We start from the raw sequence: 23,938 nt of genomic DNA, 5'->3' as shown, positions 1-23,938 counted from the left end.
AAGGACAGGTGTGCGGCGGGGTCCGCGAGCCGATGTGCGAATCGTCCTCGCGGGCGGACCGCAAGGACGATTCTGCACCACGCGCGCGTCCGGTCAGGAGTCGCTGGCGAACAGCCGCAGGACCGGGACGCCCACCTTGTGCCGGGCCTGGGAGGCCCAGTCGCGGTGGAAGAACTCCTCCACGAAGTGCGGCGAGGTGAGCACGACGACCTCGTCGGCCCGGTGCTCCTCGACCACCGAGCGCAGCCGGTCCAGCGGCTTGTCCTCGACCAGCTCGCCGACCGCCTCGGCCCCGGCGGCCCGCAGGTGGCGCAGGCTGTGCGCCAGCGACTCGTCGCCCACCGACGGCCCGCTCTCGGACTCGTCGTGCTCGTGCACCACCTTGTCCAGGTGGCCGAGGGCGACGTCGTCCAGCGCCCGCAGCAGCTCGTCCTGCTTGCCGCGCGGCTGCATCAGGACGACGAAGGACACCTTCTCGTCGCTGTGGAGCGTGGTGACCAGCTCCACGTCGGCGTCGGAGAGCGCCTTCTCGATCATCAGTACCGTCTTGAACACGTGAGTCCCTTCCAGTGGCCGGCCCCCGGGCCCCGGCATCGCATCCCATACTGCCCGGCGGAAGCTTTCCGCACGCTGCTCCGCGGGCCACCCGGGCCGCGCGGGCCGTCCCCGGAGGGAGTGCGGCCACGTCCGGCGATCAGGGGGCCGAGGAGGCGGACTGCGGGTGAAGACGCAGGTAGCGGGTGAAGAGGAATCCTTTCTGCTCGATCAATGAGACCAGTCGCATCCGTTGCACGTCAGGCATTTCCGCATCGCGGATGATCCTCGGCGCGTCGCCGGCCGTGACCAGCGGCGCGACCGACAGGCACAGCTCGTCCAGCAGCCCCGCCGCGGCCAGCCGGCCGAGCAGCCGCGGGCCGCCCTCGGTCAGCAGCCGTGTCCAGCCCCGGTCGGCCAGTGCCGTCACCGCCGCCGCCAGGTCCACCGAACCCCGGCCGGCGACGATCACGTCGGCCGCCCCGGCGACCTCGGCGAGGCGCGCGGGGGGCGCGTCCTCGACGGTGATCACCACCGTCCGGACCAGCGGCTCGGTGAACAGCGGCGCCGCCAGGTCCAGCCCCAGCGAGCGGCTGACCACCGCGATCGCCGGTGCCGGGGCCTGCCCGGCCGCACGGCGCGCCGCGGCGAACTCGGCCCGCGCCCGCCCGGGCCGGTAGCCCTCGGCGCGGACCGTCTCGGCGCCGACCAGCACCACGTCGGACAGCGCCCGCAGCACCCCGAAGATCCGCTTGTCGGCGTCCCCGGAGAGGCCCTCCGAGAGCCCGTCCAGCTTCGCCGCCCCGTCCAGACCGGCCACCATGTTGGCGCGCAGCCACGGCCGGCCCCGATTCACCTGGTCGGGGTACGCGTAGACGGCGGCCAGTGACTCCAGCGAGGCGGGATCGGCGAACGGCTCGGCCAGCGGGCTGATCAACTGATGCATGCCACCAGTCTTCCACCGGCTCCCGCCGGCGGCCCCGAACGGGCCGCTGCGCGACCAGGCGTACCCTCTAGTACCGTGCCCGCAGCAGCCCCACACCCCGACGCCGCGACCGAGTCCATAGCGACCGCCGCCCCGTCGGCAGCCCCCACCGCCCTGACCGACCGGCGCCCCGTCGTCCCCGCCGAGCGCCTGGTGGCCGAGATGGTCCCGCCGCCGCGCTTCTCCGACGTCAGCTTCGGGACGTACCTCCCGGACCCTGGCCAGCCCAGCCAGCACGAGGCCGTGCAGGTCCTGGAGCAGTTCGCGGGTGGTCTCAACGGGGGAGACGGTTCCGCGCCCAGGCGCAGCTGGTTCCGTCGCAGCGCCCCCGCGCCCGCCGGCCCGGCCGGCGTCTACCTCGACGGCGGCTACGGCGTCGGCAAGACCCACCTGCTCGCCTCGCTCTGGCACGCCGCCCCCGGCCCCAAGGCCTTCGGCACCTTCGTCGAGCTCACCAACCTGGTCGGCGCGCTGGGCTTCCAGCAGGCCGTGACCACCCTCTCCGGGCACAAGCTGCTCTGCATCGACGAGTTCGAGCTGGACGACCCGGGCGACACCGTGCTGGTCTCCACCCTGCTCGGCCGGCTGGTCGACAACGGGGTCAAGCTCTGCGCCACCTCCAACACCCTGCCCGAGAAGCTCGGCGAGGGCCGGTTCGCCGCCGCCGACTTCCTGCGCGAGATCCAGGGCCTGTCCGCGCACTTCCGCCCGATGCGGATCGACGGTCAGGACTACCGCCACCGTGGCCTGCCGGACGCCCCGCCGCCGTACACCGACGCCCGCGTCGAGGCCGTGGCCGCCGGTACCCCGGGCGCCTCGCTGGACGACTTCGGCGCGCTGCTCGACCACCTGTCCGCCGTCCACCCCAGCCGCTACGGTGCGCTGCTGGACGACGTGACCGCGGTCTGCCTGCGCGGCGTGCGCCAGGTCGACGACCAGTCCACCGCGCTGCGCCTGGTCGTCCTCGCCGACCGGATGTACGACCGCGAGCTGCCGATCACCGCCTCCGGCGTCCCCTTCGACCAGGTGTTCCCGGAGGAGATGCTGCTCGGCGGCTACCGGAAGAAGTACCTCCGGGCGATCTCCCGCCTGGTCGCCCTGGCCCGGGACAGCGCCCGGTAGGGCGCCACGGGGGAGCTCCCCGCCAACCGCGGGCCGGGCACCGGTCTCGCGGAGCGGGCCGTCTTTGTCGGTGGTGGGTCGTACGGTGGACACGTGCGACCCATCACGAGCATTGAGCGGTCAGTGGCGCCCTTCGAGGTCGTCAGTCCCTACCAGCCCAACGGCGACCAGCCCGCGGCCATCGCCGAGTTGGAGCGCCGGATCCGCGCGGGGGAGAAGGACGTCGTCCTGCTCGGCGCCACCGGCACCGGCAAGTCGGCCACCACGGCCTGGATGATCGAGAAGCTGCAGCGCCCCACCCTGGTGATGGCGCCGAACAAGACGCTGGCCGCCCAGCTGGCCAACGAGTTCCGCGAGCTGCTGCCGAACAACGCCGTCGAGTACTTCGTCTCGTACTACGACTACTACCAGCCCGAGGCGTACGTCCCGCAGACGGACACCTACATCGAGAAGGACTCCTCGATCAACGAGGAGGTCGAGCGGCTGCGCCACTCCGCCACCAACTCGCTGCTCACCCGCCGGGACGTGGTCGTGGTCGCCTCCGTCTCCTGTATCTACGGCCTCGGCACCCCGCAGGAGTACGTCGACCGGATGGTCCAGCTCAAGGTCGGCGAGGAGATCGACCGCGACGTGCTGCTGCGCCGGTTCGTCGACATCCAGTACACCCGCAACGACCTCGCCTTCACCCGCGGCACCTTCCGGGTCCGCGGCGACACCATCGAGATCTTCCCGGTGTACGAGGAGCTCGCCGTCCGGATCGAGATGTTCGGCGACGAGATCGAGGCGCTGTACACGCTGCACCCGCTCACCGGCGAGATCATCAGCCAGGACGACGCCGTCCACGTCTTCCCCGCCTCGCACTACGTGGCCGGGCCGGAGCGGATGGAGCGCGCCGTCAACGGCATCGAGCAGGAGCTGGAGCAGACGCTCGCCAGGCTGGAGAAGCAGGGCAAGCTGCTGGAGGCCCAGCGGCTGCGGATGCGCACCACCTACGACATCGAGATGCTCCGCCAGATCGGCACCTGCTCCGGTGTCGAGAACTACTCGATGCACTTCGACGGCCGCGAGCCCGGCTCGCCGCCGAACACCCTGCTCGACTACTTCCCGGAGGACTTCCTCCTGGTCGTCGACGAGTCGCACGTCACCGTCCCGCAGATCGGCGCGATGTACGAGGGCGACGCCTCGCGCAAGCGGACCCTGGTCGAGCACGGCTTCCGGCTGCCCTCCGCGATGGACAACCGCCCGCTGAAGTGGGAGGAGTTCCTGGGGCGGATCGACCAGACCGTCTACCTCTCGGCCACCCCCGGCCCGTACGAGCTGTCCCGCGGCGACGGCCAGGTCGAGCAGATCATCCGCCCGACCGGCCTGATCGACCCCGAGGTGATCGTCAAGCCCACCGAGGGCCAGATCGACGACCTGGTGCACGAGGTCCGCAAGCGGGTGGAGCGGGACGAGCGCGTCCTGGTCACCACGCTCACCAAGAAGATGGCCGAGGACCTCACCGACTACATGCTCGGCCTGGACATCCGGGTCCGCTACCTGCACAGCGACGTCGACACGCTGCGCCGGGTCGAGCTGCTGCGCGAGCTGCGGGCGGGCAAGTACGACGTGCTGGTCGGCATCAACCTGCTCCGTGAGGGTCTCGACCTGCCGGAGGTCTCCCTGGTGGCGATCCTGGACGCGGACAAGGAGGGCTTCCTGCGCTCCGGGACCTCGCTGATCCAGACCATCGGCCGCGCCGCCCGCAACGTCTCCGGCCAGGTCCACATGTACGCGGACCGGATCACCCCCTCGATGGAGAAGGCGATCGAGGAGACCAACCGCCGCCGGGCCGTGCAGCAGGCCTACAACAAGGAGCACGGGATCGACCCGCAGCCGCTGCGGAAGAAGATCGGCGACATCCTGGACACCCTCGCCCGCGAGGACGTCGACACCGACGAGCTGCTCTCCACCGGGTACCGGGGTGCGGCGGCCAAGGGCAAGGCCCCGGTGCCGGCGCTGGGCGCGGACCGCAAGCCGGCCAAGTCGATGCCGGCCGCCGAGCTGGCCGAGCTGATCCAGTCGATGACGGACCGCATGCACGCCGCCGCGACGGACCTCCAGTTCGAGGTCGCGGCCCGGCTGCGGGACGAGGTCAAGGAGCTGAAGAAGGAGCTGCGGCAGATGCGCGAGGCCGGGATCGCGTAGGGCCCGTCCAGGGGCCTGCACCCGCCGGGCTCGGCCGGTTCCGGCACCGGCCGAGTCCGGCGGTGTCCCGTGCTTGGCGCGATCGGGTGGGCGGCGGGCGAAGTGCCGGGCCGCAGGCCCTAGGCTTTCCTGCGGTGCCGCCTCCGGGACGGGGCGGGAGCACCAGGGGGCCTCAGCCGGGGGACGGCAACGGGGTGTTCCACCGTGGAGCCGGCGCGGCGAACCGCCGCGCGGCCGGGCAGAGAGGACGACGCCGTGTCGGTGAACCTTGCCAAGGGGCAGCAGGTCAGCCTGCAGAAGGGGACGGGCGAGTCGCTGACAGTCGTCCGGATGGGGCTGGGCTGGAAGGCGGCGCCCAAGCGGGGCCTGTTCGGCAGCCGGACCAGGCAGATCGACCTGGACGCCTCGGCGCTGCTCTACGCCGAGCAGACGCCGTCCGACGTGGTCTTCTTCCAGCACCTGGAGAGCGACGACGGCTCGGTCAGGCACACGGGGGACAACCTGGTCGGCGGCACCGGCGCGGGCGGAGACGACGAGTCGATCCTGGTCGACCTGGTGCACGTGCCGGCGCACATCACCCAGGTGGTGTTCACGGTGAGCTCCTACACCGGGCAGACCTTCGACGAGGTGCAGAACGCCTACTGCAGGCTGGTGGACGAGTCCACGGGGCTGGAGCTCGCCCGCTACGAGCTCGCCGGCGGCGGGCTGCACACCGGGCAGATCATGGCCAAGGTCTTCCGCGAGCCGTCCGGCGGATGGGGGATGCAGGCGATCGGTGCGCCCGCCCGCGGCCGGACCTTCCAGGACCTGCTGCCGGCCATCGAGCCGTTCCTCTAGGCGGCTGACGTCCCGTCCCGCCAAGGGGTTCTTTACCTTCTTTACCTTTCCTTGGATTCCCTGTTACCCTCGATGGCAGCGGAGGGGAGTATTCCCTGCAGTAGTCCCGTCATCACGGGCGCCCTGGAAGCGGCGTCCCGGGGCGCTGGTCCGAGCGCTCGCGGTCGCGAGCCCCACGGGCGGAAGAGACCTCCGGCAGTGACGATGACTGTCTCGCCTACCTGCCGGAGGAGCAGTATGGACGTTTCCGTAAGCATGTGGGTCGGCACGATCGGTGTGCTGTTGGCGCTGATCGTGGCCGACTTCTTCATCGGCGGCCGCAAGCCGCACGAGGTCTCGATCAAGGAAGCGGGAATCTGGACCACGGTCTGGATCGTGCTCGCCGTGGTCTTCGGCGGATTCCTCTGGTGGCATTCCGGTTCGCAGCCGGCCGGTGAGTTCTTCGCCGGCTACATCACCGAGAAGTCGCTCAGCGTCGACAACCTCTTCGTGTTCATCCTGATCATGAGCAAGTTCGCGGTGCCGAGGATCTACCAGCAGCGCGTGCTGATGTTCGGCGTGATCATCGCCCTTGTGCTGCGCGCGGTCTTCATCGCCGGCGGCGCGGCCCTGGTGGCCCAGTTCTCGTGGGTGTTCTTCATCTTCGGCGGCTTCCTGGTCTGGACGGCGTGGAAGCTGATCAAGGAGGCCCGGGCCGAGGAGGAGGACGAGGAGTTCGAGGAGAACCGCCTGCTCAAGTCGATCGAGCGGCGCTTCCCGTCCACCGACAAGTACCACGGCACCAAGCTCTTCGTCCGGGAGAACGGCCGTCGCCTGATGACGCCGATGCTGATCGTGATGCTGGCGATCGGCACCACCGACGTGCTGTTCGCGCTGGACTCGATCCCCGCGATCTTCGGTCTGACCCAGGACCCGTACGTCGTCTTCACCGCCAACGCCTTCGCCCTGATGGGTCTGCGCCAGCTGTACTTCCTGATCGGCGGGCTGCTGAAGAAGCTGGTCCACCTCTCGTACGGCCTGTCGGTGATCCTCGGCTTCATCGGGGTGAAGCTGGTGCTGCACGCGCTGCACGAGCAGGGTGTGCACGTGCCGGAGATCGGCATCCCGTTCTCCCTGGGCTTCATCGTGGCGGTGCTCGCCGTCACCACCGTGACCAGCCTGATGGCCGCGAAGAAGCAGGAGCGGGAGGTGGTCGAGCAGGCGGAGAAGGTCGACGCCTGATCCTCGCCCGGCCCCTCGAACGGCGGTGGCCCCCTCGACCGGTGACGGTCGCGGGGGCCGCCGCGCGTTCGGGGTTCACCAGCCGCGCTCGCGCCACTCCCGGAGGTGCGGGCGCTCGGCCCCGAGCGTGGTGTCGTTGCCGTGCCCGGGGTAGACCCAGGCCTCGTCCGGCAGGACGTCGAAGATCTTCTCGTTGACGTCCTTGTACAGGCTCTCGAAGGCCGCCGGGTCGCCCCAGGTGTTGCCCACCCCGCCGGGGAACAGGCAGTCGCCGGTGAAGACGTGCGGGTGGCCCTGCGGGTCGTCGTAGACCAGCACGATCGCCCCCGGGGTGTGGCCGACCAGGTGCCGGACGGTCAGCTCGACCTGGCCGACCCGCAGCCGGTCGCCGTCGGCCAGCCGCAGCTCGGTCGGGACGTCGATGCCCTCGGCGTCGTGCTCGCCCGCCGCCGTCCGGGCGCCGGTGGTGGCGACCACCTCGGCGAGCGCTCCCCAGTGGTCGTGGTGGCGGTGCGTGGTGACCACGGTGGCGAGGTCGTCGCCGACGGTCTCCAGCAGGACGGGCGCATCGGCCGCGGCGTCGATCAGCAGCTGTTCGTCGGTGGCCCGGCAGCGCAGCAGGTACGCGTTGTTGTCGTACGGGCCTACGGCCACCTTGGTGATGATCAGGTGGGCCAGTTCGCGCACGTCCGGCGGTCCGCCGACCTTGACCGCTCCGTGGTACGTCATCCGTCCGCTCCTCGCTCTGTCGGTCCTGGGATCATCCTCGCGCGGTCAGCCCATGGGGGGAAGCTGGGGGAGCGCGGCGTCGGGGGTGCGGCGCAGGCCGTCGCCGTCGGAGCGGCCGGAGAGCCAGGCGAGCAGCGCCCGGACCGGCCCCTCGACGGTCAGCGACGGGGTGCCGGTGCCGATCACGCCGCGGTCCTCGGTGTCTTCGGCGATCAGCTCGACGGCGGGCAGGTCGGCGCCGGCCAGCCGTGCGGAGAGCTTGCGGAACTCGGTGACCGCGAACAGCTCCGGCCAGTGCGCCGGGGTGTAGCCGGCGTCCAGGTCCACGTGGTGGTACTCGACCTCGGCGAGGCGCTTCCAGGGGATGTCGGAGGCCGGGAAGACGTAGCCGGCACGGTGGCGGACGTCGGCCGTCCAGGCCTCGGCGGGCAGCAGCGCGGCGGCGGCGACGAAGCGCTCGTCCGAGGTGCGCAGGTCGGCCAGCTGGACGTCCACCGGGCGCGGGGCGCCGTCCTCGATGCCCTGGTTGCGCGCCTCGCTGCTGGCGTACTGCGGGATGTCGGTGCCGGTGCGGGCGCCGTCCAGGAGGTTGACCAGGGAGTCGGCGTTGCGGGCGACGTGCGCCAGTACGTGGCCCCTGGTCCAGCCGGGGAGCGCGGAGGGCTCGGCGACGGCCTCGGGCTTCAGTCCGGAGACGGTGTGCAGCAGGTGCCGGGTGCCCTCCTCGACCAGGCTCAGCCGGGCGGCGGCGAGGGCGGCGGCGGTCTGCGGGTCGGTCATCGAATCGGCCTTCCGGTAGAGGCGGTGCGTGCCCACGGGGGGCACCGCTCGTTCACCAGGTGACGCTATCGCCGATCCGGGCCCTGAGCAGGTGCTTTCCTTGGGCGTGCGCGGACGGTCGGAGACGGGGCGTCACTCGTTCGGGTGGACTCCGCTTGACGAGCTCGATAATCGAACGCCTGAGCTATAGGCTGGCTGCCGCATCCTGGAAGAAGAACACCTCTCACCGCAAGCCGTCTCGCCCCGGAGAAAGGCGCCAGAAGCAGTGGCCGACCGCCTCATCGTCCGCGGTGCTCGCGAGCACAACCTCAAGAACGTCTCGCTCGACCTGCCTCGCGACTCCCTCATCGTCTTCACGGGCCTCTCCGGCTCCGGCAAGTCCTCGCTGGCCTTCGACACGATCTTCGCCGAGGGTCAGCGCCGCTACGTCGAATCGCTGTCCTCCTACGCCCGGCAGTTCCTCGGGCAGATGGACAAGCCCGACGTCGACTTCATCGAGGGCCTCTCCCCGGCCGTCTCGATCGACCAGAAGTCCACCAACCGCAACCCGCGCTCGACCGTCGGCACCATCACCGAGGTCTACGACTACCTGCGCCTGCTGTTCGCGCGGATCGGCAAGCCGCACTGCCCGCACTGCGGCCGCCCGATCGCCAAGCAGTCCCCGCAGGCCATCGTGGACAAGGTGCTGGAGCTCGCCGAGGGCACCCGGTTCCAGGTGCTCAGCCCGGTGGTGCGCGAGCGCAAGGGCGAGTTCGTCGACCTCTTCGCGGACCTCCAGTCCAAGGGCTACGCCCGCGCCCGGGTGGACGGCGCGACGATCCAGCTCGCCGAGCCGCCCAAGCTCAAGAAGCAGGAGAAGCACACGGTCGAGGTGGTCATCGACCGGCTCACCGTCAAGGAGGGCGCCAAGCGGCGGCTGACCGACTCGGTGGAGACGGCCCTGCGGCTGGGCGGCGGCATGGTCGTGCTCGACTTCGTCGACCTCCCGGAGGACGACCAGGAGCGCGAGCGGATGTACTCCGAGCACCTCTACTGCCCGTACGACGACGTGTCCTTCGAGGAGCTGGAGCCGCGCTCGTTCTCCTTCAACTCGCCGTTCGGCGCCTGCCCGGACTGCTCCGGCCTCGGCAACCGGATGGAGGTGGACCCGGAGCTGGTCGTCCCGGACGAGGAGCGGTCGCTGGACGAGGGCGCCATCCACCCGTGGTCCGGCGGCCACACCAAGGAGTACTTCCAGCGTCTGATCGACGCCCTCGCCGGCGAGCTGGGCTTCCGCACCGACATCCCCTGGGCCGGGCTGCCGGCCCGCGCCAAGAAGGCGCTGCTCTACGGGCACAAGCACCAGGTCGAGGTGCGCTACCGCAACCGCTACGGCCGGGACCGCTCGTACACCACGGGCTTCGAGGGCGCGGTGCCGTTCATCCAGCGCCGGCACGGCGAGGCGGAGAGCGACTCCAGCCGCGAGCGCTTCGAGGGCTACATGCGCGAGGTGCCCTGCCCGACCTGTGAGGGCACCCGGCTCAAGCCGATCGTGCTCGCGGTGACGGTCGAGGGCCGGTCCATCGCCGACGTCTCGGCGATGTCGATCAGCGACTGCTCCGAGTTCCTGGGCGCGATGAAGCTCAACGCCCGCGACAAGAAGATCGCCGAGCGGGTCCTCAAGGAGGTCAACGAGCGGCTCCGCTTCCTGGTCGACGTCGGGCTGGACTACCTCTCGCTCAACCGCGCGGCCGGCACCCTCTCCGGCGGCGAGGCCCAGCGCATCCGGCTCGCCACCCAGATCGGCTCCGGCCTGGTCGGCGTGCTCTACGTGCTGGACGAGCCGTCGATCGGCCTGCACCAGCGGGACAACCACCGCCTGATCGAGACGCTGGTCCGCCTGCGGGACATCGGCAACACCCTGATCGTCGTCGAGCACGACGAGGACACCATCAAGACGGCCGACTGGGTGGTCGACATCGGCCCCGGCGCCGGCGAGCACGGTGGCAAGGTGGTGCACTCGGGCTCGCTGAAGGAACTGCTCGGCAACAAGGAGTCGCTCACCGGCCAGTACCTCTCCGGCAAGCGCAGCATCCCGATCCCGGCCGCCCGCCGCCCGCGGGAAGCCAAGCGCCAGCTGACCGTCCACGGCGCCCGCGAGCACAACCTCAAGGACGTCACGGTCGGCTTCCCGCTCGGCACCTTCACCGCGATCACCGGTGTCTCCGGCTCCGGCAAGTCGACGCTGGTCAACGACATCCTCTACACCCACCTCGCGCGGGAGCTGAACGGCGCCCGCAGCGTGCCCGGCCGGCACACCCGGATCACCGGCACCGACCTGGTGGACAAGGTGGTGCACGTCGACCAGTCGCCGATCGGCCGGACCCCGCGCTCCAACCCGGCCACCTACACCGGCGTGTTCGACCACGTCCGGCGGCTCTTCGCGGAGACGCAGGAGGCCAAGGTCCGCGGATACCTGCCCGGCCGGTTCTCGTTCAACGTCAAGGGCGGCCGCTGCGAGAACTGCTCCGGCGACGGCACCATCAAGATCGAGATGAACTTCCTGCCCGACGTCTACGTGCCGTGCGAGGTCTGCCACGGCGCCCGGTACAACCGGGAGACGCTGGAGGTGCACTACAAGGGCAAGTCCATCGCCGAGGTGCTGGACATGCCGATCGAGGAGGCGCTGCACTTCTTCGAGGCCGTCCCGGCGATCGCGCGGCATCTGCGGACGCTCAACGACGTCGGCCTCGGCTACGTCCGGCTCGGCCAGTCCGCGCCGACGCTCTCCGGCGGTGAGGCGCAGCGCGTCAAGCTCGCCTCCGAGCTGCAGAAGCGCTCCACCGGGCGGACGGTCTACGTGCTGGACGAGCCGACCACCGGTCTGCACTTCGAGGACATCAGCAAGCTGATCAAGGTCCTCTCCGGCCTGGTGGAGAAGGGCAACACGGTGATCGTCATCGAGCACAACCTCGATGTGATCAAGACCGCCGACTGGATCGTCGACATGGGGCCCGAGGGCGGCTCCGGCGGTGGCACGGTGGTCGCCGAGGGCACCCCGGAGCAGATCGCCGCCGTCCCGGACAGCCACACCGGCAAGTTCCTGCGGGACATCCTGCCGGGGGAGTTCAACGACGCCCCGGTCGCGGTGAAGGCCCCGCGCAAGCGGGCCGCCGCCAAGAAGTAGCCGGCCCGGCACGGCCGGCAGCCCTTCCGGTGCCGCACCCGGCCGTCCCGCCACGGGACGGCCGGGTGCGGCGCATAGACTGCCGCTGACCGTCGACGCCCCCACCCCCCCCCGAGGAGCAGCCACCGATGTCCGAGGCCCCCGAGAGCCCCGCCGCCTCCCGTCGCACCGTGCTCTGCGGTGCCGCCGCCGTCCTGGCCGCCGGGGGCACGGTCGCCCTTTCCGGCTGTGCCTCCGGCGGCTCCTCCACCGCCAAGACCTCGGCCCCCGCCAAGCCCAAGGAGCCGGTGGTGGTCGGCCCGGCCGCGGACGTGCCGGTGGGCGGCGGCAAGGTCTACCGGGAGCAGAAGATCGTCGTCACCCAGCCGTCCGCCGGCCAGTACGAGGCCTTCAGCGCGGTCTGCACCCACGCCGGGTGCGTGGTCGACAAGGTCGAGGACCAGCTGATCAAGTGCCCGTGCCACGGCAGTTCGTTCAACATGTCCACCGGCGCCCGCGTCGAGGGCCCGGCCAAGCTGCCGCTGCCCGAGTACCAGGTGGCCGTCGACGGCGACAACCTCAGGGTGACCCCGGTCTGAGCGGCCGCGCCCACCGCCGGGCCACCTCGGTGCCCCGTCTCGCCGCCCCACCCCCGTCGGGGCGGCGAGACCTCCTGCACGACTCCATCGTGCGGTGGCCGGGCCGTGCAGCGACAGACATTTCGGCCCAGGCTTAAAGCTCCTGCTGGACGGCGCACGGCGGGGAGCGCGAGACTTCCGGCAGCGGCGGAGGCATGGGAGGGACTTCGGTGCTGCGGATCCACTTCACGGCCGACGACCTGGCGCGGACGAGGACGGTCTCCACGGTCGGGGCGGCGACCGAGACCGGCCACGCGCTGAGGCTGCTGACCTGTCCGAACGTCCCCGCGGTCTTCCGTCCCTGGCGCCAGGGCCTGCGCGGCCGGCTGGACGCCCCGTTGAGCCGCCGGCTGCGCCCGCTCGCCTCGCTGTTACCGCACAGCGGGCCGGGCCTCGACCTGATCGCCCTGACCGGCACCGAGCCGACCATCGAGTCCGGCGTCGACCGCCTGCTGAGCACCTCCGACACCGTGCTGCGGCTGGAGTTGGAGCACGTCTCGCTGCCCCGGGCCGCCCCGGGGTGGCTGCGGGCGCTGGCGGACGGCGACCAGGAGGCCCGGGGCGTCCTCGCCGACTCGCTGGACGCCGGCTACCGCGCGGTGGTGCAGCCCCACTGGCAGCGGATGCGCGGGCAGTTGGACGCCGTCCGGGCCGACTGGGCGCGCACCGTGCTGGAGGGCGGCATCGAGCGGCTTCTGGAGACGGTCTCCCCGACGCTGGTCCGGTGGGAGGCCCCCGTGCTGAAGGTCCGCTTCCCCCGGGAGCAGGACGTCCGCCTGAACGGCCGCGGGTTGGTCCTGGTGCCGACGGTGTTCCTGGTCGGCCACGTGGAACTGCTGACCGACCTCACCGACGAGAGCGCACCGCCGATCCTGGCCGTGCCCGCCCTCGCCGATCCGCTCGCCGCGGCCGCGTTCTGGGGGGACGGGGAGCCCGATCGCAGTCGCAAGCCCCTCGGCGCGCTGCTCGGCCGGACCAGGGCCGCCGCCCTGGGCGTGGTCGCGGAGGGCTGCAGCACCGGCGAACTGGCCCGCCGGCTCAACATCTCGGCCGCGGCGGCGAGCCAGCACGCGGGCGTCCTGCGCGAGGCGAACCTGATCACCACGCGGCGCCGCGGCGGCGCCGTCCTGCACTCGATCACCCCGCTCGGCACGGACCTGCTCAACCGGGGCGGCGGCCGGTGACCGCGCGCACCCCGGCCGCCGGCCGCGTCCCCCGCCGGGCCAGCGCCCGAGCTGCGGACCGGCCCACGGGACGCCCCGCCGACTGGGTACGGTGGACCCATGGCTGACCCGTCCACCTACCGCCCGGCGCCCGGCGCGATCCCGACGTCGCCGGGGGTCTACAAGTTCCGCGACGCCCACGGGCGGGTCATCTACGTCGGCAAGGCCAAGAGCCTGCGCCCCCGGCTGTCGTCCTACTTCCAGGATCTCGCCGGGCTGCACCCGCGCACCGCGACGATGGTCACCACCGCGGCGTCGGTGGAGTGGACGGTGGTCACCACCGAGGTCGAGGCGCTCCAGCTGGAGTACTCCTGGATCAAGGAGTTCGACCCCCGTTTCAACGTCAAGTACCGTGACGACAAGAGCTATCCGGAGCTCGCGGTCACCCTCAACGAGGAGTACCCGCGGGTCCAGGTGATGCGCGGGGCGCACAGGAAGGGTGTGCGTTACTTCGGCCCCTACGGCCATGCCTGGGCGATCCGCGAGACGGTCGACCTGCTGCTGCGCGTCTTCCCCGTCCGCACCTGCTCCAACGGCGTCTTCAAGCGCGCCAGCCAGGTCGGCCGGCCCTGCCTGCTCGGCTACATCGGCAAGTGCGCCGCACCCTGCGTCGGCAAGGTCTCGGCGGACGAACACCGCGCGCTGGCCGCGGACTTCTGCGACTTCATGGCCGGCCGCACCGGCAACTACCTGCGCCGGCTGGAAGAGCAGATGCAGGAGGCCGCCGCGGAGATGGAGTACGAGAAGGCCGCCCGGTTGCGCGACGACATCGGAGCCCTCAAGCGCGCGATGGAGAAGAACGCGATCGTCCTCGCCGACGCCACCGACGCCGACCTGCTCGCCGTCGCCGAGGACGAACTGGAGGCGGCTGTCCAGATCTTCCACGTCCGCGGCGGCCGGGTCCGCGGCCAGCGCGGCTGGGTCACCGACAAGGTCGAGGACGTCGACACCGCCGGCCTGGTCGAGCACGCCCTGCAACAGCTCTACGGCGGTGCCAGTGCGGAGGAGCGGAGCGAGTCCGTCCCGCGCGAGGTGCTGGTGCCCGCGCTGCCCGAGCCGGTCGAGCCGGTCCGCGACTGGCTGTCCGGGCTGCGGGGCAGCCAGGTCGATCTGCGCGTCCCGCAGCGGGGCGACAAGAAGGACCTGATGGCCACCGTGCAGCGCAACGCCCAGCAGGCGCTGGCGCTGCACAAGACCAAGCGCGCCTCCGACCTCACCACCCGCAGCCGCGCCCTCCAGGAGATCGCCGACGCCCTGGAGCTGGACTCCGTCCCGCTGCGCATCGAGTGCTTCGACATCTCGCACCTCCAGGGCGAGGACGTGGTCGCCTCGATGGTGGTCTTCGAGGACGGTCTGGCCCGCAAGAGCGAGTACCGCCGGTTCCAGATCAAGGGCTTCGAGGGCCAGGACGACGTCCGCTCGATGCACGAGGTGATCAGCCGGCGGTTCCGCCGCTACCTGCAGGAGCGCGAGCAGACGGGGGAGTGGGCCGTCCCCGAGGCCGAGGAGCCGGTCGGTCCGGACGGCGTGGTCGGCGCGGACCGGCCAGGTCCGGACGGCGCCGAGGCCCCGGCCGGCCCGGTCGACCCCGACACCGGCCGCCCGCGCCGCTTCGCCTACCCGCCGCAGCTGCTGGTCGTCGACGGCGGGCAGCCGCAGGTCGCCGCCGCCAGGCGCGCCCTGGACGAGCTGGGCATCGACGACGTCGCCCTCTGCGGCCTGGCCAAGCGGCTGGAGGAGGTCTGGCTGCCCGGCGAGGACGACCCGGTGGTCCTGCCGCGCAGCAGCGAGGGCCTCTACCTGCTCCAGCGGGTCCGCGACGAGGCCCACCGGTTCGCGATCACCTACCAGCGCAACAGGCGTTCCAAGCGACTCACCGCCGGGGAACTGGACTCCGTCCCCGGCCTCGGCGAGACTCGCCGCCAGGCACTGCTCAAGCACTTCGGCTCGCTGAAGAAGCTCCGGGCGGCCACCGTCGACGAACTCTGCGCCGTCCCCGGCATCGGACGCCGGACGGCGGAGACTGTTGCGGCAGCGTTGTCGTCCCGTACACCCGCGGCACCCGCAGTGAACACCGCCACCGGCGAGATCATCGATGACAGCGCGGACGCGACCGGCCCGGCCGGCGACAGCGCGGCCGACGCAGCGCCCCAGACCGCACCATCCCAGGAGACGCCATGACGGCCGACGCCGCCCGTCAGCCGGCGCGCCCCGAGCTCACTCGCCCGAGTGAGCCGGGGAAGCGTGCCCGCGCGACGCGCGTTCTCCTCAGCAGAACCACCGAGAGCGGGGAACCGAAGTGAGCATGTCCGACGATGGGGGCGCCCGGCCGATGGCCGGCGAGGAGAACGCCCCGGAGCTGGTGATCATCTCCGGTATGTCCGGAGCCGGCCGGTCCACCGCCGCCAAGTGCCTGGAGGACCTGGGCTGGTTCGTGGTGGACAACCTGCCGCCGGCCCTGATCCCGACCATGGTGGACCTCGGAGCCCGCTCCCAGGGCAACGTGGCCCGGATCGGCGTCGTGGTGGACGTCCGCGGCCGGCAGTTCTTCGACGACCTGCTCACGTCCCTGGACGAGCTGGAGAAGCGCGGCGTCCGGCTCCGGGTCGTCTTCCTCGACTCCTCCGACGACGCGCTGGTCCGCCGCTTCGAGAACGTCCGCCGCCCGCACCCGCTGCAGGCCGACGGCCGGATCGTCGACGGGATCGCCCAGGAGCGCGATCTGCTGCGCGATCTGCGCGGCGAGGCCGACCTGGTGATCGACACCTCCAACCTCAACGTGCACCAGCTGCGGGCCAAGCTCGACGCCCAGTTCGCCGACCACGACGAGCCCGAGCTGCGCGCCACCGTGATGTCCTTCGGCTTCAAGTACGGTCTTCCGGTCGACGCCGACCTCGTGGTGGACTGTCGCTTCCTGCCGAACCCGCACTGGGTTCCCGAGCTGCGGGCCCGTACCGGCACCGACGCCGACGTCGCCGACTACGTGTTCCAGCAGCCCGGGGCCAACGAGTTCCTCGACGGCTACGCGGAGCTGCTGCGCATCGTCGCCGAGGGGTACCGGCGCGAGGGGAAGCGCTACATGACCCTTGCCGTAGGCTGCACCGGTGGGAAGCACCGCAGCGTCGCGATGTCCGAGCGCCTGACCAAGCGCCTCATCGCCGACGGTGTGGAAACGGTGCTGGTCCACCGTGACATGGGACGGGAGTAGCCGCCGCACCCTGCCGGACCGCCGGTGGAGGCCGGCGGCCGGCAAGTTGGAACGCGAGGTGGGTGTGACGGGATACGTGCCCGGGCGGCAGCTGCAGACCAGGACCGCCGACCGGACGGGGGTCCCGCCGCGAGCCGCGGCGCCCAGCCGGGCGCGCACCGGGCCGGTCCGCACCAGCCAGAGCCGTGCCGGCCAGGCACCCCGCCCCAACCAGGCCCCCCGGATCACCGCCCTCGGCGGCGGCCAGGGCCTGTCCGCCTCGCTCTCCGCACTGCGCCGGCTCACCACCGACCTCACCGCGGTCGTCACGGTGGCCGACGACGGCGGTTCCAGCGGCCGGCTGCGCTCGGAGCTCGGCGTGCTGCCCCCGGGCGACCTGCGCAAGGCGCTGGCCGCGCTCTGCGGCGACGACGACTGGGGCCGGACGTGGTCCGAGGTGATCCAGCAGCGCTTCACCGGCACCGGCGACCTGGGCGGCCACGCCGTCGGCAACCTGCTGATCGTCGCGCTCTGGGAGAAGCTGGGCGACCCGGTCGCCGCGCTGGACTGGGTGGGGCGGCTGCTCAACGTCCAGGGCCGGGTGCTGCCGATGTCGGCGGTCCCGCTGGACATCGAGGCGGTCGTCCGGGGCCACGACCCGGCCAACCCCGCCGAGCTGTCCGCCGTACGCGGCCAGGCCAGCGTCGCGGTGACGCCCGGCACCGTGCAGTCGATCCGGCTGCTGCCGGACGAGCCGCCGGCCGTCCCGGAGGCCGTCACCGCCGTCCGCGAGGCGGACTGGGTGGTGCTCGGCCCGGGTTCCTGGTTCACCAGCGTGCTGCCGCACCTGCTGGTGCCCGAGCTGGCCAAGGCGCTCACCGAGACCCGTGCCCGCCGCCTGCTCACCCTGAACCTCGCCCCGCAGCCCGGCGAGACGGAAGGCTTCACCCCGCAGCGCCACCTGGAGGTCATCGCCGACCACGCCCCGGACCTCGCGGTGGATGCGATCCTGGTGGACGAGCGCGCCGTCTCGGGCGGCGCCTTCGGCCAGGCGGACCTGGCCGGTCTGGAGAAGGCCGCCGAGCGGATGGGCGCCGCCCTGGTGCTCGGCCGGGTCGCCCGCGCGGACGGCACCCCGCGACACGACCCGGAGCTCTTGGCCGCCGCGTACGACCGGATTTTCCGGACACATGGAAGGATCGGGCCATGGCGATGACTCCAGCGGTGAAGGACGAAATCAGCCGGCTCCCGGTCACCCGGGCGTGCTGCCGCAAGGCGGAGGTGTCGGCGATCCTGCGATTCGCGGGCGGGCTGCACATCGTGAGCGGCCGCATCGTGATCGAGGCGGAGCTCGACACCGGAGCGGCGGCCCGGCGGCTGCGCAAGGACCTCCTGGAGATCTTCGGGCACTCCTCCGACCTCGTCGTGATGGCCCCCGGTGGCCTGCGCCGCGGCAGCCGCTACGTGGTCCGGGTGGTCAAGGACGGCGAACTCCTCGCCCGCCAGACCGGTCTGGTCGACGGCCGCGGTCGACCGATCCGGGGCCTGCCCCCGGCCGTGGTCTCCGGGGCGACCTGCGACGCCGAGGCCGCCTGGCGCGGAGCCTTCCTGGCGCACGGCTCGCTCACCGAGCCCGGCCGCTCGTCCTCCCTGGAGATCACCTGCCCCGGCTCCGAGGCCGCCCTGGCGCTGGTCGGTGCCGCCCGCCGGCTGGGCATCCCGGCCAAGGCCCGTGAGGTTCGCGGCGTGGACCGGGTGGTGATCCGCGACGGCGACGCCATCGGCGCGCTGCTGACCCGGCTCGGCGCCCACGAGTCGGTGCTGGCCTGGGAGGAGCGCCGGATGCGGCGCGAGGTCCGCGCCACCGCCAACCGCCTGGCCAACTTCGACGACGCCAACCTGCGCCGCTCGGCCCGCGCCGCCGTGGCGGCCGGCGCGCGGGTGCAGCGCGCGCTGGAGATCCTCGGCGACGAGGTGCCCGAGCACCTGGCCGCCGCCGGGCAGCTGCGGATGCAGCACAAGCAGGCCTCGCTGGAGGAGCTGGGTGCGCTGGCCGACCCGCCGCTCACCAAGGACGCGGTGGCCGGCCGGATCCGCCGTCTGCTGGCGATGGCCGACAAGCGCGCCTCCGAGCTGGGGTTGCCCAGTACCGAGGCCAATCTGACCGACGAGATGGCGCTCAACTGACGCCCGCGCGCAGCCGCGGCGAACGGCCGGTGCCCCGGGTGTCCGGGGCACCGGCCGTTTCGTGTCCGAACCGTGGGACGGCGCGGTCCGCGCGCGGCCCCGCGCCGCGCGCCCCAACTTTCAAACCGGACAAGGGTGGACGACCTGGTCACATCCTCTTGACACGCCACGCCCGGGCGGCGTACCGGGCGTGATGTGCCCAACCAGGCTTTGGAGGGGTAGGGTCGGAGGCGGTCGGGGACATCCCAAAATTCCACCCCGTCGGCTTAGCTCCGGCGTACCTAACGAGGAGATCGGTTCGTGACGATCCGGGTAGGCATCAACGGATTCGGCCGCATCGGCCGCAACTTCTTCCGGGCGGTGAAGTCCCAGGGCGCGGACATCGAGATCGTCGGTGTCAACGACCTCACCGACACGAAGACCCTGGCGCACCTTCTCAAGTACGACTCGATCCTGGGCACCTTCCCGGGCGAGGTGTCCCACACCGCGGACAGCATCACCGTCGACGGCAAGACCTTCAAGGTCGTCGCCGAGCGCGACCCGGCGAACCTGCCCTGGGGCGAGCTCGGTGCCGACATCGTCATCGAGTCCACCGGCATCTTCACCAAGGCCGAGGCGGCCCGCAAGCACGTCGCCGCCGGCGCCAAGAAGGTCATCATCTCGGCGCCCGCCACCGACGAGGACATCACCATCGTCATGGGCGTCAACGACGACAAGTACGACCCCGCCCAGCACACGATCATCTCCAACGCCTCCTGCACCACCAACTGCGTGGCGCCGCTGGCCAAGGTGCTGAACGAGAGCTTCGGCATCGTCAAGGGTCTGATGACCACGGTGCACGCGTACACCAACGACCAGGTCACCCTGGACTTCCCGCACAAGGACCTGCGGCGCGCCCGTGCCGCGGCCCTCAACATCATCCCGACGTCGACCGGTGCCGCCAAGGCGACCGCGCTCGTCCTGCCGGAGCTCAAGGGCAAGCTGGACGGCACCTCGCTGCGCGTCCCGGTGCCGACCGGCTCGATCACCGACCTGGTGGTGACGCTGGAGCGCGACGTCACCGCCGCCGAGGTCAACGAGGCCTTCAAGAAGGCCTCGGAGAGCTCGCTCAACGGCATCCTGCAGTACACCGAGGACCCGATCGTCTCCTCCGACATCGTCAACTCGCCGTTCTCCACGATCTTCGACTCGCTGCTGACCATGGCCCAGGGCAACCAGGTCAAGGTCTTCGGCTGGTACGACAACGAGTGGGGCTACTCGAACCGCCTCGTCAACCTGACCGCCCTCGTCGGCGGCCGGCTTTGACGCAGCGGGAGCTGAAGTGAAGTAAGGGGGAGGGCCCGGAAGGCTTCGACGCCGTCCGGGCCCTCGTCTGCGCACCCTCAACTCCCCCTTGACGGCCCACCGTTGTGCCGTCGCCTGCTCCACACTCTCCCCAGGAGACCGAAGACCGTGAAGACCATCGAAGACCTCGACGTCGCCGGCAAGCGCGTGTTCGTGCGCGCTGACCTGAACGTGCCGCTGTCCGGCGGGACGATCACCGACGACGGCCGGATCCGCGCTGTCGCCCCGACCATCGCCAAGCTCCTGGAGCGCGGTGCCAAGGTCGTGGTCGCCTCCCACCTCGGCCGCCCCAAGGGCGAGCCGGACCCGCAGTTCTCCCTCGCCCCGGTCGCCGTCCGGCTGGGCGAGATCCTCGGCAAGCCGGTCGCGTTCGCGGCCGACACCGTGGGCGAGAGCGCGAAGGCCACCGTCGCCGCCCTGGCCGACGGCGAGGTCACGCTGCTCGAAAACCTGCGCTTCAACGCCGGCGAGACCAGCAAGGACGACGCCGAGCGCGGCGCGTTCGCGGACGAGCTCGCCCGGCTTGCCGACCTGTACGTCGGCGACGGCTTCGGTGCGGTGCACCGCAAGCACGCCTCCGTCTACGACCTGCCGGCCCGCCTGCCGCACGCCGTCGGCGACCTGATCGCCACCGAGGTGGGCGTGCTCAAGCGCCTCACCGAGGAGGTCGAGCGCCCGTACGTGGTCGTGCTCGGCGGCTCCAAGGTGTCCGACAAGGTCGGCGTGATCGACAACCTGCTCGGCAAGGCCGACCGCATCCTGATCGGCGGCGGCATGGCGTACACCTTCCTGTACGCGCTGGGCAACGAGGTCGGCATCTCGCTGCTGCAGAAGGACCAGGTCCCGACCGTTCTGGAGTACCTGGAGCGGGGCAAGCAGAACAACGTCGAGTTCGTGCTCCCGGTGGACGTCGCGGTCTCCGCGAGCTTCCCGGACACCAGGACGCACGCCCCGGTCGAGGACTTCGAGGTCGTCGACGCGGACGGGATCCCGGCCGACAAGGAGGGTCTGGACATCGGCCCGAAGACCCGGGCCCTGTTCGCTGAGAAGCTGGCCGACGCGAAGACGGTGTTCTGGAACGGCCCGGTGGGCGTGTTCGAGCACCCCACCTTCGCCGAGGGCACCAAGGCCGTCGCGCAGGCCCTGACCGACAGCGACGCGTTCACCGTGGTCGGCGGCGGCGACTCCGCCGCGGCCGTCCGCATCCTGGGCTTCGACGAGGAGAAGTTCGGGCACATCTCGACCGGCGGTGGCGCGAGCCTTGAGTACCTGGAGGGCAAGACGCTCCCCGGTCTCGCCGCCCTGGAAGGCTGAAGCAATGACTGAGCGTCTCCCGCTGATGGCGGGCAACTGGAAGATGAACCTCAACCACCTTGAGGCCATCCAGCACACCCAGAAGCTGGCCTTCGCGCTGGCCGACAAGGACTACGAGTCGGTCGAGGTCGCGGTGCTGGTGCCGTTCACCGACCTGCGCTCGGTGCAGACCCTGGTCGACGGCGACAAGCTGAAGATCAAGTACGGCTCGCAGGACATCTCGCAGCACGACTCCGGTGCCTACACCGGCGAGGTCTCCGGCCCGATGCTGTCCAAGCTGAAGTGCACCTACGCGGTGATCGGCCACTCGGAGCGCCGCCAGTACCACGGCGAGAACGAGGAGATCGTCAACGCCAAGGTGAAGGCCGCCTTCCGCAGCGGGATCGTCCCGATCCTCTGCATCGGCGAGCCGCTGGACATCCGCAAGGCCGGCACCCACGTCGAGCACACCCTGGCCCAGCTCGACGGCGCCCTCCAGGACATCCCGGCCGCCCAGGCCGAGACCCTGGTGGTGGCCTACGAGCCGGTCTGGGCGATCGGCACCGGCGAGGTGGCGACCCCCGAGGACGCCCAGGAGGTCTGCGCCGCGATCCGCGCGCGGCTCGCCGAGCTCTACAGCGCCGAGCTTGCCCGCAAGGTCCGGGTGCTCTACGGCGGTTCGGTCAAGTCCTCCAGTGCGGCCGGCCTGATGGCCAAGCCCGACATCGACGGCGGCCTGATCGGCGGTGCCTCCCTGGACGCCGACGAGTTCGTCAAGATCGTGCGCTACCGTGAGCAGGCAGTAGGCTAACGCCGCCGCAGCAACGTAGGCTTTGGGGCCGGACCGCCAATCACGGGTCCGGCCCCTTCGCCGAAGATACGAGAGAGTTGGTCCCGTCGTGGTTATCGGGTTCTCGATTGCCCTGATCATCTTCAGCCTGCTGATGATCCTCCTGGTGCTGCTGCACAAGGGGAAGGGCGGCGGCCTGTCCGACATGTTCGGCGGCGGTGCGATGTCCACCGGCGGTGGTTCGGCGGTGGCCGAGCGCAACCTGGACCGCATCACCATCGTGATCGGTGTTGCCTGGTTCGCCTGCATCGTCGTGCTCGGCCTGGTGCTGAAGTACAAGAGCTGACGTATCTCTGACGTCCCGTCGCCCCGCGGCCTATGCTGGAACGGTCCGGGGCGGAGCCGGTGGGTGGTACATCCTTAACTCCTGCTTACACTAGGACGACTTTCGTCACCGACGCGCACCGCGGCGGGTCGGCGCACCAGCACGCAGGGAGTCAGACCGTGGCAAGTGGCAACGCCATCCGTGGCAGCAGGGTCGGAGCCGGCCCGATGGGGGAGGCGGAGCGCGGCGAGTCCGCCCCGCGCAACCGGATCTCCTTCTGGTGTGCCAACAAGCACGAGACCCGCCCCAGCTTCGCCGCCGAAGCGGTCATCCCGGACACCTGGGACTGCCCGCGCTGCGGCTTCCCGGCCGGCCAGGACGAGCACAACCCGCCCGCCCCCTCGCGCAACGAGCCCTACAAGACCCACCTGGCCTACGTCCGCGAGCGGCGCACCGACGCGGACGGCGAGGCGATCCTCGCCGAGGCGCTGGCCAAGCTGCGCGGCGAGATCTGAGCCCTGTCCGGCGAGTGACGAGCAACGGCGAAGGGCGCCACCGTCTTCCGACGGGGGCGCCCTTCGGTGTCTCCCGGTCCGGGGCCGGTCAGGCCGAGGCCGGCGGGTAGAGCTGGGGCGGGATGCGGTCCGCCGCGGCCCGGTCCAGCAGCCACAGCGTGCGGGCCCGCCCGTACGCGCCCGAGGCGGGCGCCTGCAGCGCGCCGGGGCCGGACAGGGTGAGCGCGACGGCGTCCGCCTTGTCCTCGCCCGCCGCCAGCAGCCAGACCTCGCGGGCCGCCCGGATCGCCGGGAGGGTCAGCGAGACCCGGGTCGGCGGGGGCTTCGGTGCGCCCCGCACCCCGACCACCGTCAGCTCGGTCTCCCGGACGCCCGGGTGCTCGGGGAAGAGCGAGGCGACGTGGGTGTCCGGGCCGACGCCGAGCAGCAGCACGTCGAAGGTCGGGACGCCGAGCCGGTCGCCCGGCCCGGCCGCCGCGGCCAGCTCCTCGGCGTAGCGGGCGGCGGCCGCCTCCACGTCCGAGCCGTCCACCCCGTCCGAGGCGGGCATCTCGTGCACCCGCGACGGGTCGAGCGGGACGGCGTCGAGCAGTTCCGCCCGGGCCTGCACGGCGTTGCGCTCCGGGTCTCCGGAGGGCACGAAGCGCTCGTCGCCCCACCAGAGGTCCAGCCGGCCCCAGTCCACCGCGTCCCGGGCCGGGGATGCGGCGATGGCGGCCAGCAGGGCATTGCCGTTGCGCCCGCCGGTGAGCACCACCGAGGCGGTGCCGCGGGCGGCCTGGGCGTCCACGATCCGGGTGATCAGCCGGGCCGCGGCCGCCTGGGCCATCAGTTCCTTGTCCCGGTGGACGACCAGCTGGGGGGTGGCGGCGGTCATGCCCCCTCCCCGTGCCGCC

General features: G+C 71.6%; 21 protein-coding genes. 16 read left to right on the top strand and 5 right to left on the bottom strand.

Features of this window, described 5'->3' with window-relative positions; translation table 11 throughout:
* Positions 1–93: 93 nt before the first annotated feature.
* Together ACF9IK_RS10695 and ACF9IK_RS10690 are read right to left on the bottom strand one after the other, a co-directional pair.
* Positions 94–555 carry an indole-3-glycerol phosphate synthase gene (locus tag ACF9IK_RS10695; protein ID WP_395293999.1) on the bottom strand — a complete coding sequence of 154 codons (462 nt, stop codon included), beginning with the start codon at positions 553–555 and terminating at the stop codon, positions 94–96.
* 139 nt (positions 556–694) lie between these two features.
* On the bottom strand, positions 695–1,480 hold the full coding sequence (locus ACF9IK_RS10690; RefSeq protein ID WP_395293998.1) for a pyrimidine reductase family protein: 786 nt from the start codon (positions 1,478–1,480) through the stop codon (positions 695–697).
* Between the two features lie 75 nt (positions 1,481–1,555).
* Between ACF9IK_RS10690 and zapE the strand changes: the two genes are divergently transcribed.
* The 4 genes from zapE (at position 1,556) to ACF9IK_RS10670 (ending at position 6,886) form a co-directional block, all read left to right on the top strand.
* The gene (gene zapE, locus ACF9IK_RS10685) at positions 1,556–2,641 is read left to right on the top strand and encodes a cell division protein ZapE (protein ID WP_395293997.1); all 1,086 of its coding nucleotides are present in this window, start codon (positions 1,556–1,558) and stop codon (positions 2,639–2,641) included.
* Positions 2,642–2,734: 93 nt separating this feature from the next.
* Entirely contained in the window at positions 2,735–4,828 is a 2,094-nt protein-coding gene (gene uvrB / locus ACF9IK_RS10680) for an excinuclease ABC subunit UvrB (RefSeq protein WP_395293996.1), read from the top strand.
* Between the two features lie 255 nt (positions 4,829–5,083).
* Positions 5,084–5,665 (top strand): TerD family protein, encoded by a 582-nt coding sequence (locus ACF9IK_RS10675; protein WP_395293995.1) that lies wholly within the window; start codon positions 5,084–5,086, stop codon positions 5,663–5,665.
* A 237-nt stretch (positions 5,666–5,902) separates the two neighbouring features.
* On the top strand, positions 5,903–6,886 hold the full coding sequence (locus ACF9IK_RS10670; protein ID WP_395293994.1) for a TerC family protein: 984 nt from the start codon (positions 5,903–5,905) through the stop codon (positions 6,884–6,886).
* 75 nt (positions 6,887–6,961) lie between these two features.
* Here the strand turns inward: ACF9IK_RS10670 and ACF9IK_RS10665 are convergent, their stop codons facing one another.
* Complete coding sequence (locus ACF9IK_RS10665) at positions 6,962–7,615, bottom strand: MBL fold metallo-hydrolase (protein ID WP_395293993.1); 654 nt, start codon at positions 7,613–7,615, stop codon at positions 6,962–6,964.
* 45 nt (positions 7,616–7,660) lie between these two features.
* A complete protein-coding gene (locus tag ACF9IK_RS10660; RefSeq protein WP_395293992.1) occupies positions 7,661–8,431 on the bottom strand; it encodes a maleylpyruvate isomerase family mycothiol-dependent enzyme in 771 nt (256 codons plus the stop codon).
* Positions 8,432–8,660: 229 nt separating this feature from the next.
* Between ACF9IK_RS10660 and uvrA the strand changes: the two genes are divergently transcribed.
* From uvrA to ACF9IK_RS10600, 12 genes are all read left to right on the top strand, one after another.
* Positions 8,661–11,561, top strand: a complete 2,901-nt coding sequence (uvrA, locus tag ACF9IK_RS10655; protein WP_395293991.1) for an excinuclease ABC subunit UvrA — start codon at positions 8,661–8,663, stop codon at positions 11,559–11,561.
* 128 nt (positions 11,562–11,689) lie between these two features.
* Positions 11,690–12,139, top strand: coding sequence for a Rieske (2Fe-2S) protein (locus tag ACF9IK_RS10650; protein ID WP_395293990.1), 450 nt, complete (start codon positions 11,690–11,692; stop codon positions 12,137–12,139).
* Positions 12,140–12,333: 194 nt separating this feature from the next.
* Positions 12,334–13,362, top strand: a complete 1,029-nt coding sequence (locus ACF9IK_RS10645; RefSeq protein ID WP_395293989.1) for an ArsR/SmtB family transcription factor — start codon at positions 12,334–12,336, stop codon at positions 13,360–13,362.
* 99 nt (positions 13,363–13,461) lie between these two features.
* Positions 13,462–15,582, top strand: coding sequence for an excinuclease ABC subunit UvrC (gene uvrC, locus ACF9IK_RS10640; protein ID WP_395293988.1), 2,121 nt, complete (start codon positions 13,462–13,464; stop codon positions 15,580–15,582).
* Positions 15,583–15,706: 124 nt separating this feature from the next.
* A complete protein-coding gene (gene rapZ / locus ACF9IK_RS10635; protein ID WP_395293987.1) occupies positions 15,707–16,609 on the top strand; it encodes an RNase adapter RapZ in 903 nt (300 codons plus the stop codon).
* A gap of 91 nt (positions 16,610–16,700) precedes the next feature.
* Positions 16,701–17,804, top strand: a complete 1,104-nt coding sequence (locus tag ACF9IK_RS10630; protein ID WP_395298536.1) for a gluconeogenesis factor YvcK family protein — start codon at positions 16,701–16,703, stop codon at positions 17,802–17,804.
* A complete protein-coding gene (whiA, locus tag ACF9IK_RS10625; protein ID WP_209411690.1) occupies positions 17,795–18,775 on the top strand; it encodes a DNA-binding protein WhiA in 981 nt (326 codons plus the stop codon). The genes ACF9IK_RS10630 and whiA overlap by 10 nt, the downstream gene beginning before the upstream one ends.
* Before the next feature lie 300 nt (positions 18,776–19,075).
* Complete coding sequence (gene gap, locus ACF9IK_RS10620) at positions 19,076–20,080, top strand: type I glyceraldehyde-3-phosphate dehydrogenase (protein ID WP_395293986.1); 1,005 nt, start codon at positions 19,076–19,078, stop codon at positions 20,078–20,080.
* Positions 20,081–20,227: 147 nt separating this feature from the next.
* Positions 20,228–21,433 carry a phosphoglycerate kinase gene (locus tag ACF9IK_RS10615; RefSeq protein WP_395293985.1) on the top strand — a complete coding sequence of 402 codons (1,206 nt, stop codon included), beginning with the start codon at positions 20,228–20,230 and terminating at the stop codon, positions 21,431–21,433.
* A 4-nt stretch (positions 21,434–21,437) separates the two neighbouring features.
* The gene (gene tpiA / locus ACF9IK_RS10610) at positions 21,438–22,223 is read left to right on the top strand and encodes a triose-phosphate isomerase (protein ID WP_395293984.1); all 786 of its coding nucleotides are present in this window, start codon (positions 21,438–21,440) and stop codon (positions 22,221–22,223) included.
* 88 nt (positions 22,224–22,311) lie between these two features.
* A complete protein-coding gene (gene secG, locus ACF9IK_RS10605) occupies positions 22,312–22,548 on the top strand; it encodes a preprotein translocase subunit SecG (protein WP_395293983.1) in 237 nt (78 codons plus the stop codon).
* Positions 22,549–22,754: 206 nt separating this feature from the next.
* Positions 22,755–23,042: an RNA polymerase-binding protein RbpA gene (locus tag ACF9IK_RS10600; protein ID WP_030308030.1), complete on the top strand. Its 288-nt coding sequence runs from the start codon at positions 22,755–22,757 to the stop codon at positions 23,040–23,042.
* A gap of 88 nt (positions 23,043–23,130) precedes the next feature.
* Here ACF9IK_RS10600 and pgl read toward each other — a convergent pair whose 3' ends face one another.
* Positions 23,131–23,919: a 6-phosphogluconolactonase gene (gene pgl, locus ACF9IK_RS10595; protein ID WP_395293982.1), complete on the bottom strand. Its 789-nt coding sequence runs from the start codon at positions 23,917–23,919 to the stop codon at positions 23,131–23,133.
* Positions 23,920–23,938: the final 19 nt, after the last annotated feature.

Source organism: Kitasatospora hibisci, assembly GCF_043950205.1.
Lineage (GTDB): Bacteria > Actinomycetota > Actinomycetes > Streptomycetales > Streptomycetaceae > Kitasatospora > Kitasatospora hibisci.
Note: the sequence above shows the minus strand (reverse complement) of the source record. Positions and strands in the feature narration are given on the sequence as shown.

What these genes read in the sequence shown, in the direction of transcription:
- ACF9IK_RS10690 (WP_395293998.1), bottom strand. Translation starts at nt 1,480, where the DNA reads ATGCATCAGTTGATCAGCCCGCTGGCCGAGCCGTTCGCCGATCCCGCC.
- ACF9IK_RS10670 (WP_395293994.1), top strand. Translation starts at nt 5,903, where the DNA reads ATGGACGTTTCCGTAAGCATGTGGGTCGGCACGATCGGTGTGCTGTTG.
- ACF9IK_RS10665 (WP_395293993.1), bottom strand. Translation starts at nt 7,615, where the DNA reads ATGACGTACCACGGAGCGGTCAAGGTCGGCGGACCGCCGGACGTGCGC.
- ACF9IK_RS10650 (WP_395293990.1), top strand. Translation starts at nt 11,690, where the DNA reads ATGTCCGAGGCCCCCGAGAGCCCCGCCGCCTCCCGTCGCACCGTGCTC.
- ACF9IK_RS10645 (WP_395293989.1), top strand. Translation starts at nt 12,334, where the DNA reads ATGGGAGGGACTTCGGTGCTGCGGATCCACTTCACGGCCGACGACCTG.
- uvrC (WP_395293988.1), top strand. Translation starts at nt 13,462, where the DNA reads ATGGCTGACCCGTCCACCTACCGCCCGGCGCCCGGCGCGATCCCGACG.
- rapZ (WP_395293987.1), top strand. Translation starts at nt 15,707, where the DNA reads ATGTCCGACGATGGGGGCGCCCGGCCGATGGCCGGCGAGGAGAACGCC.
- whiA (WP_209411690.1), top strand. Translation starts at nt 17,795, where the DNA reads ATGGCGATGACTCCAGCGGTGAAGGACGAAATCAGCCGGCTCCCGGTC.
- tpiA (WP_395293984.1), top strand. Translation starts at nt 21,438, where the DNA reads ATGACTGAGCGTCTCCCGCTGATGGCGGGCAACTGGAAGATGAACCTC.
- ACF9IK_RS10600 (WP_030308030.1), top strand. Translation starts at nt 22,755, where the DNA reads ATGGGGGAGGCGGAGCGCGGCGAGTCCGCCCCGCGCAACCGGATCTCC.
- pgl (WP_395293982.1), bottom strand. Translation starts at nt 23,919, where the DNA reads ATGACCGCCGCCACCCCCCAGCTGGTCGTCCACCGGGACAAGGAACTG.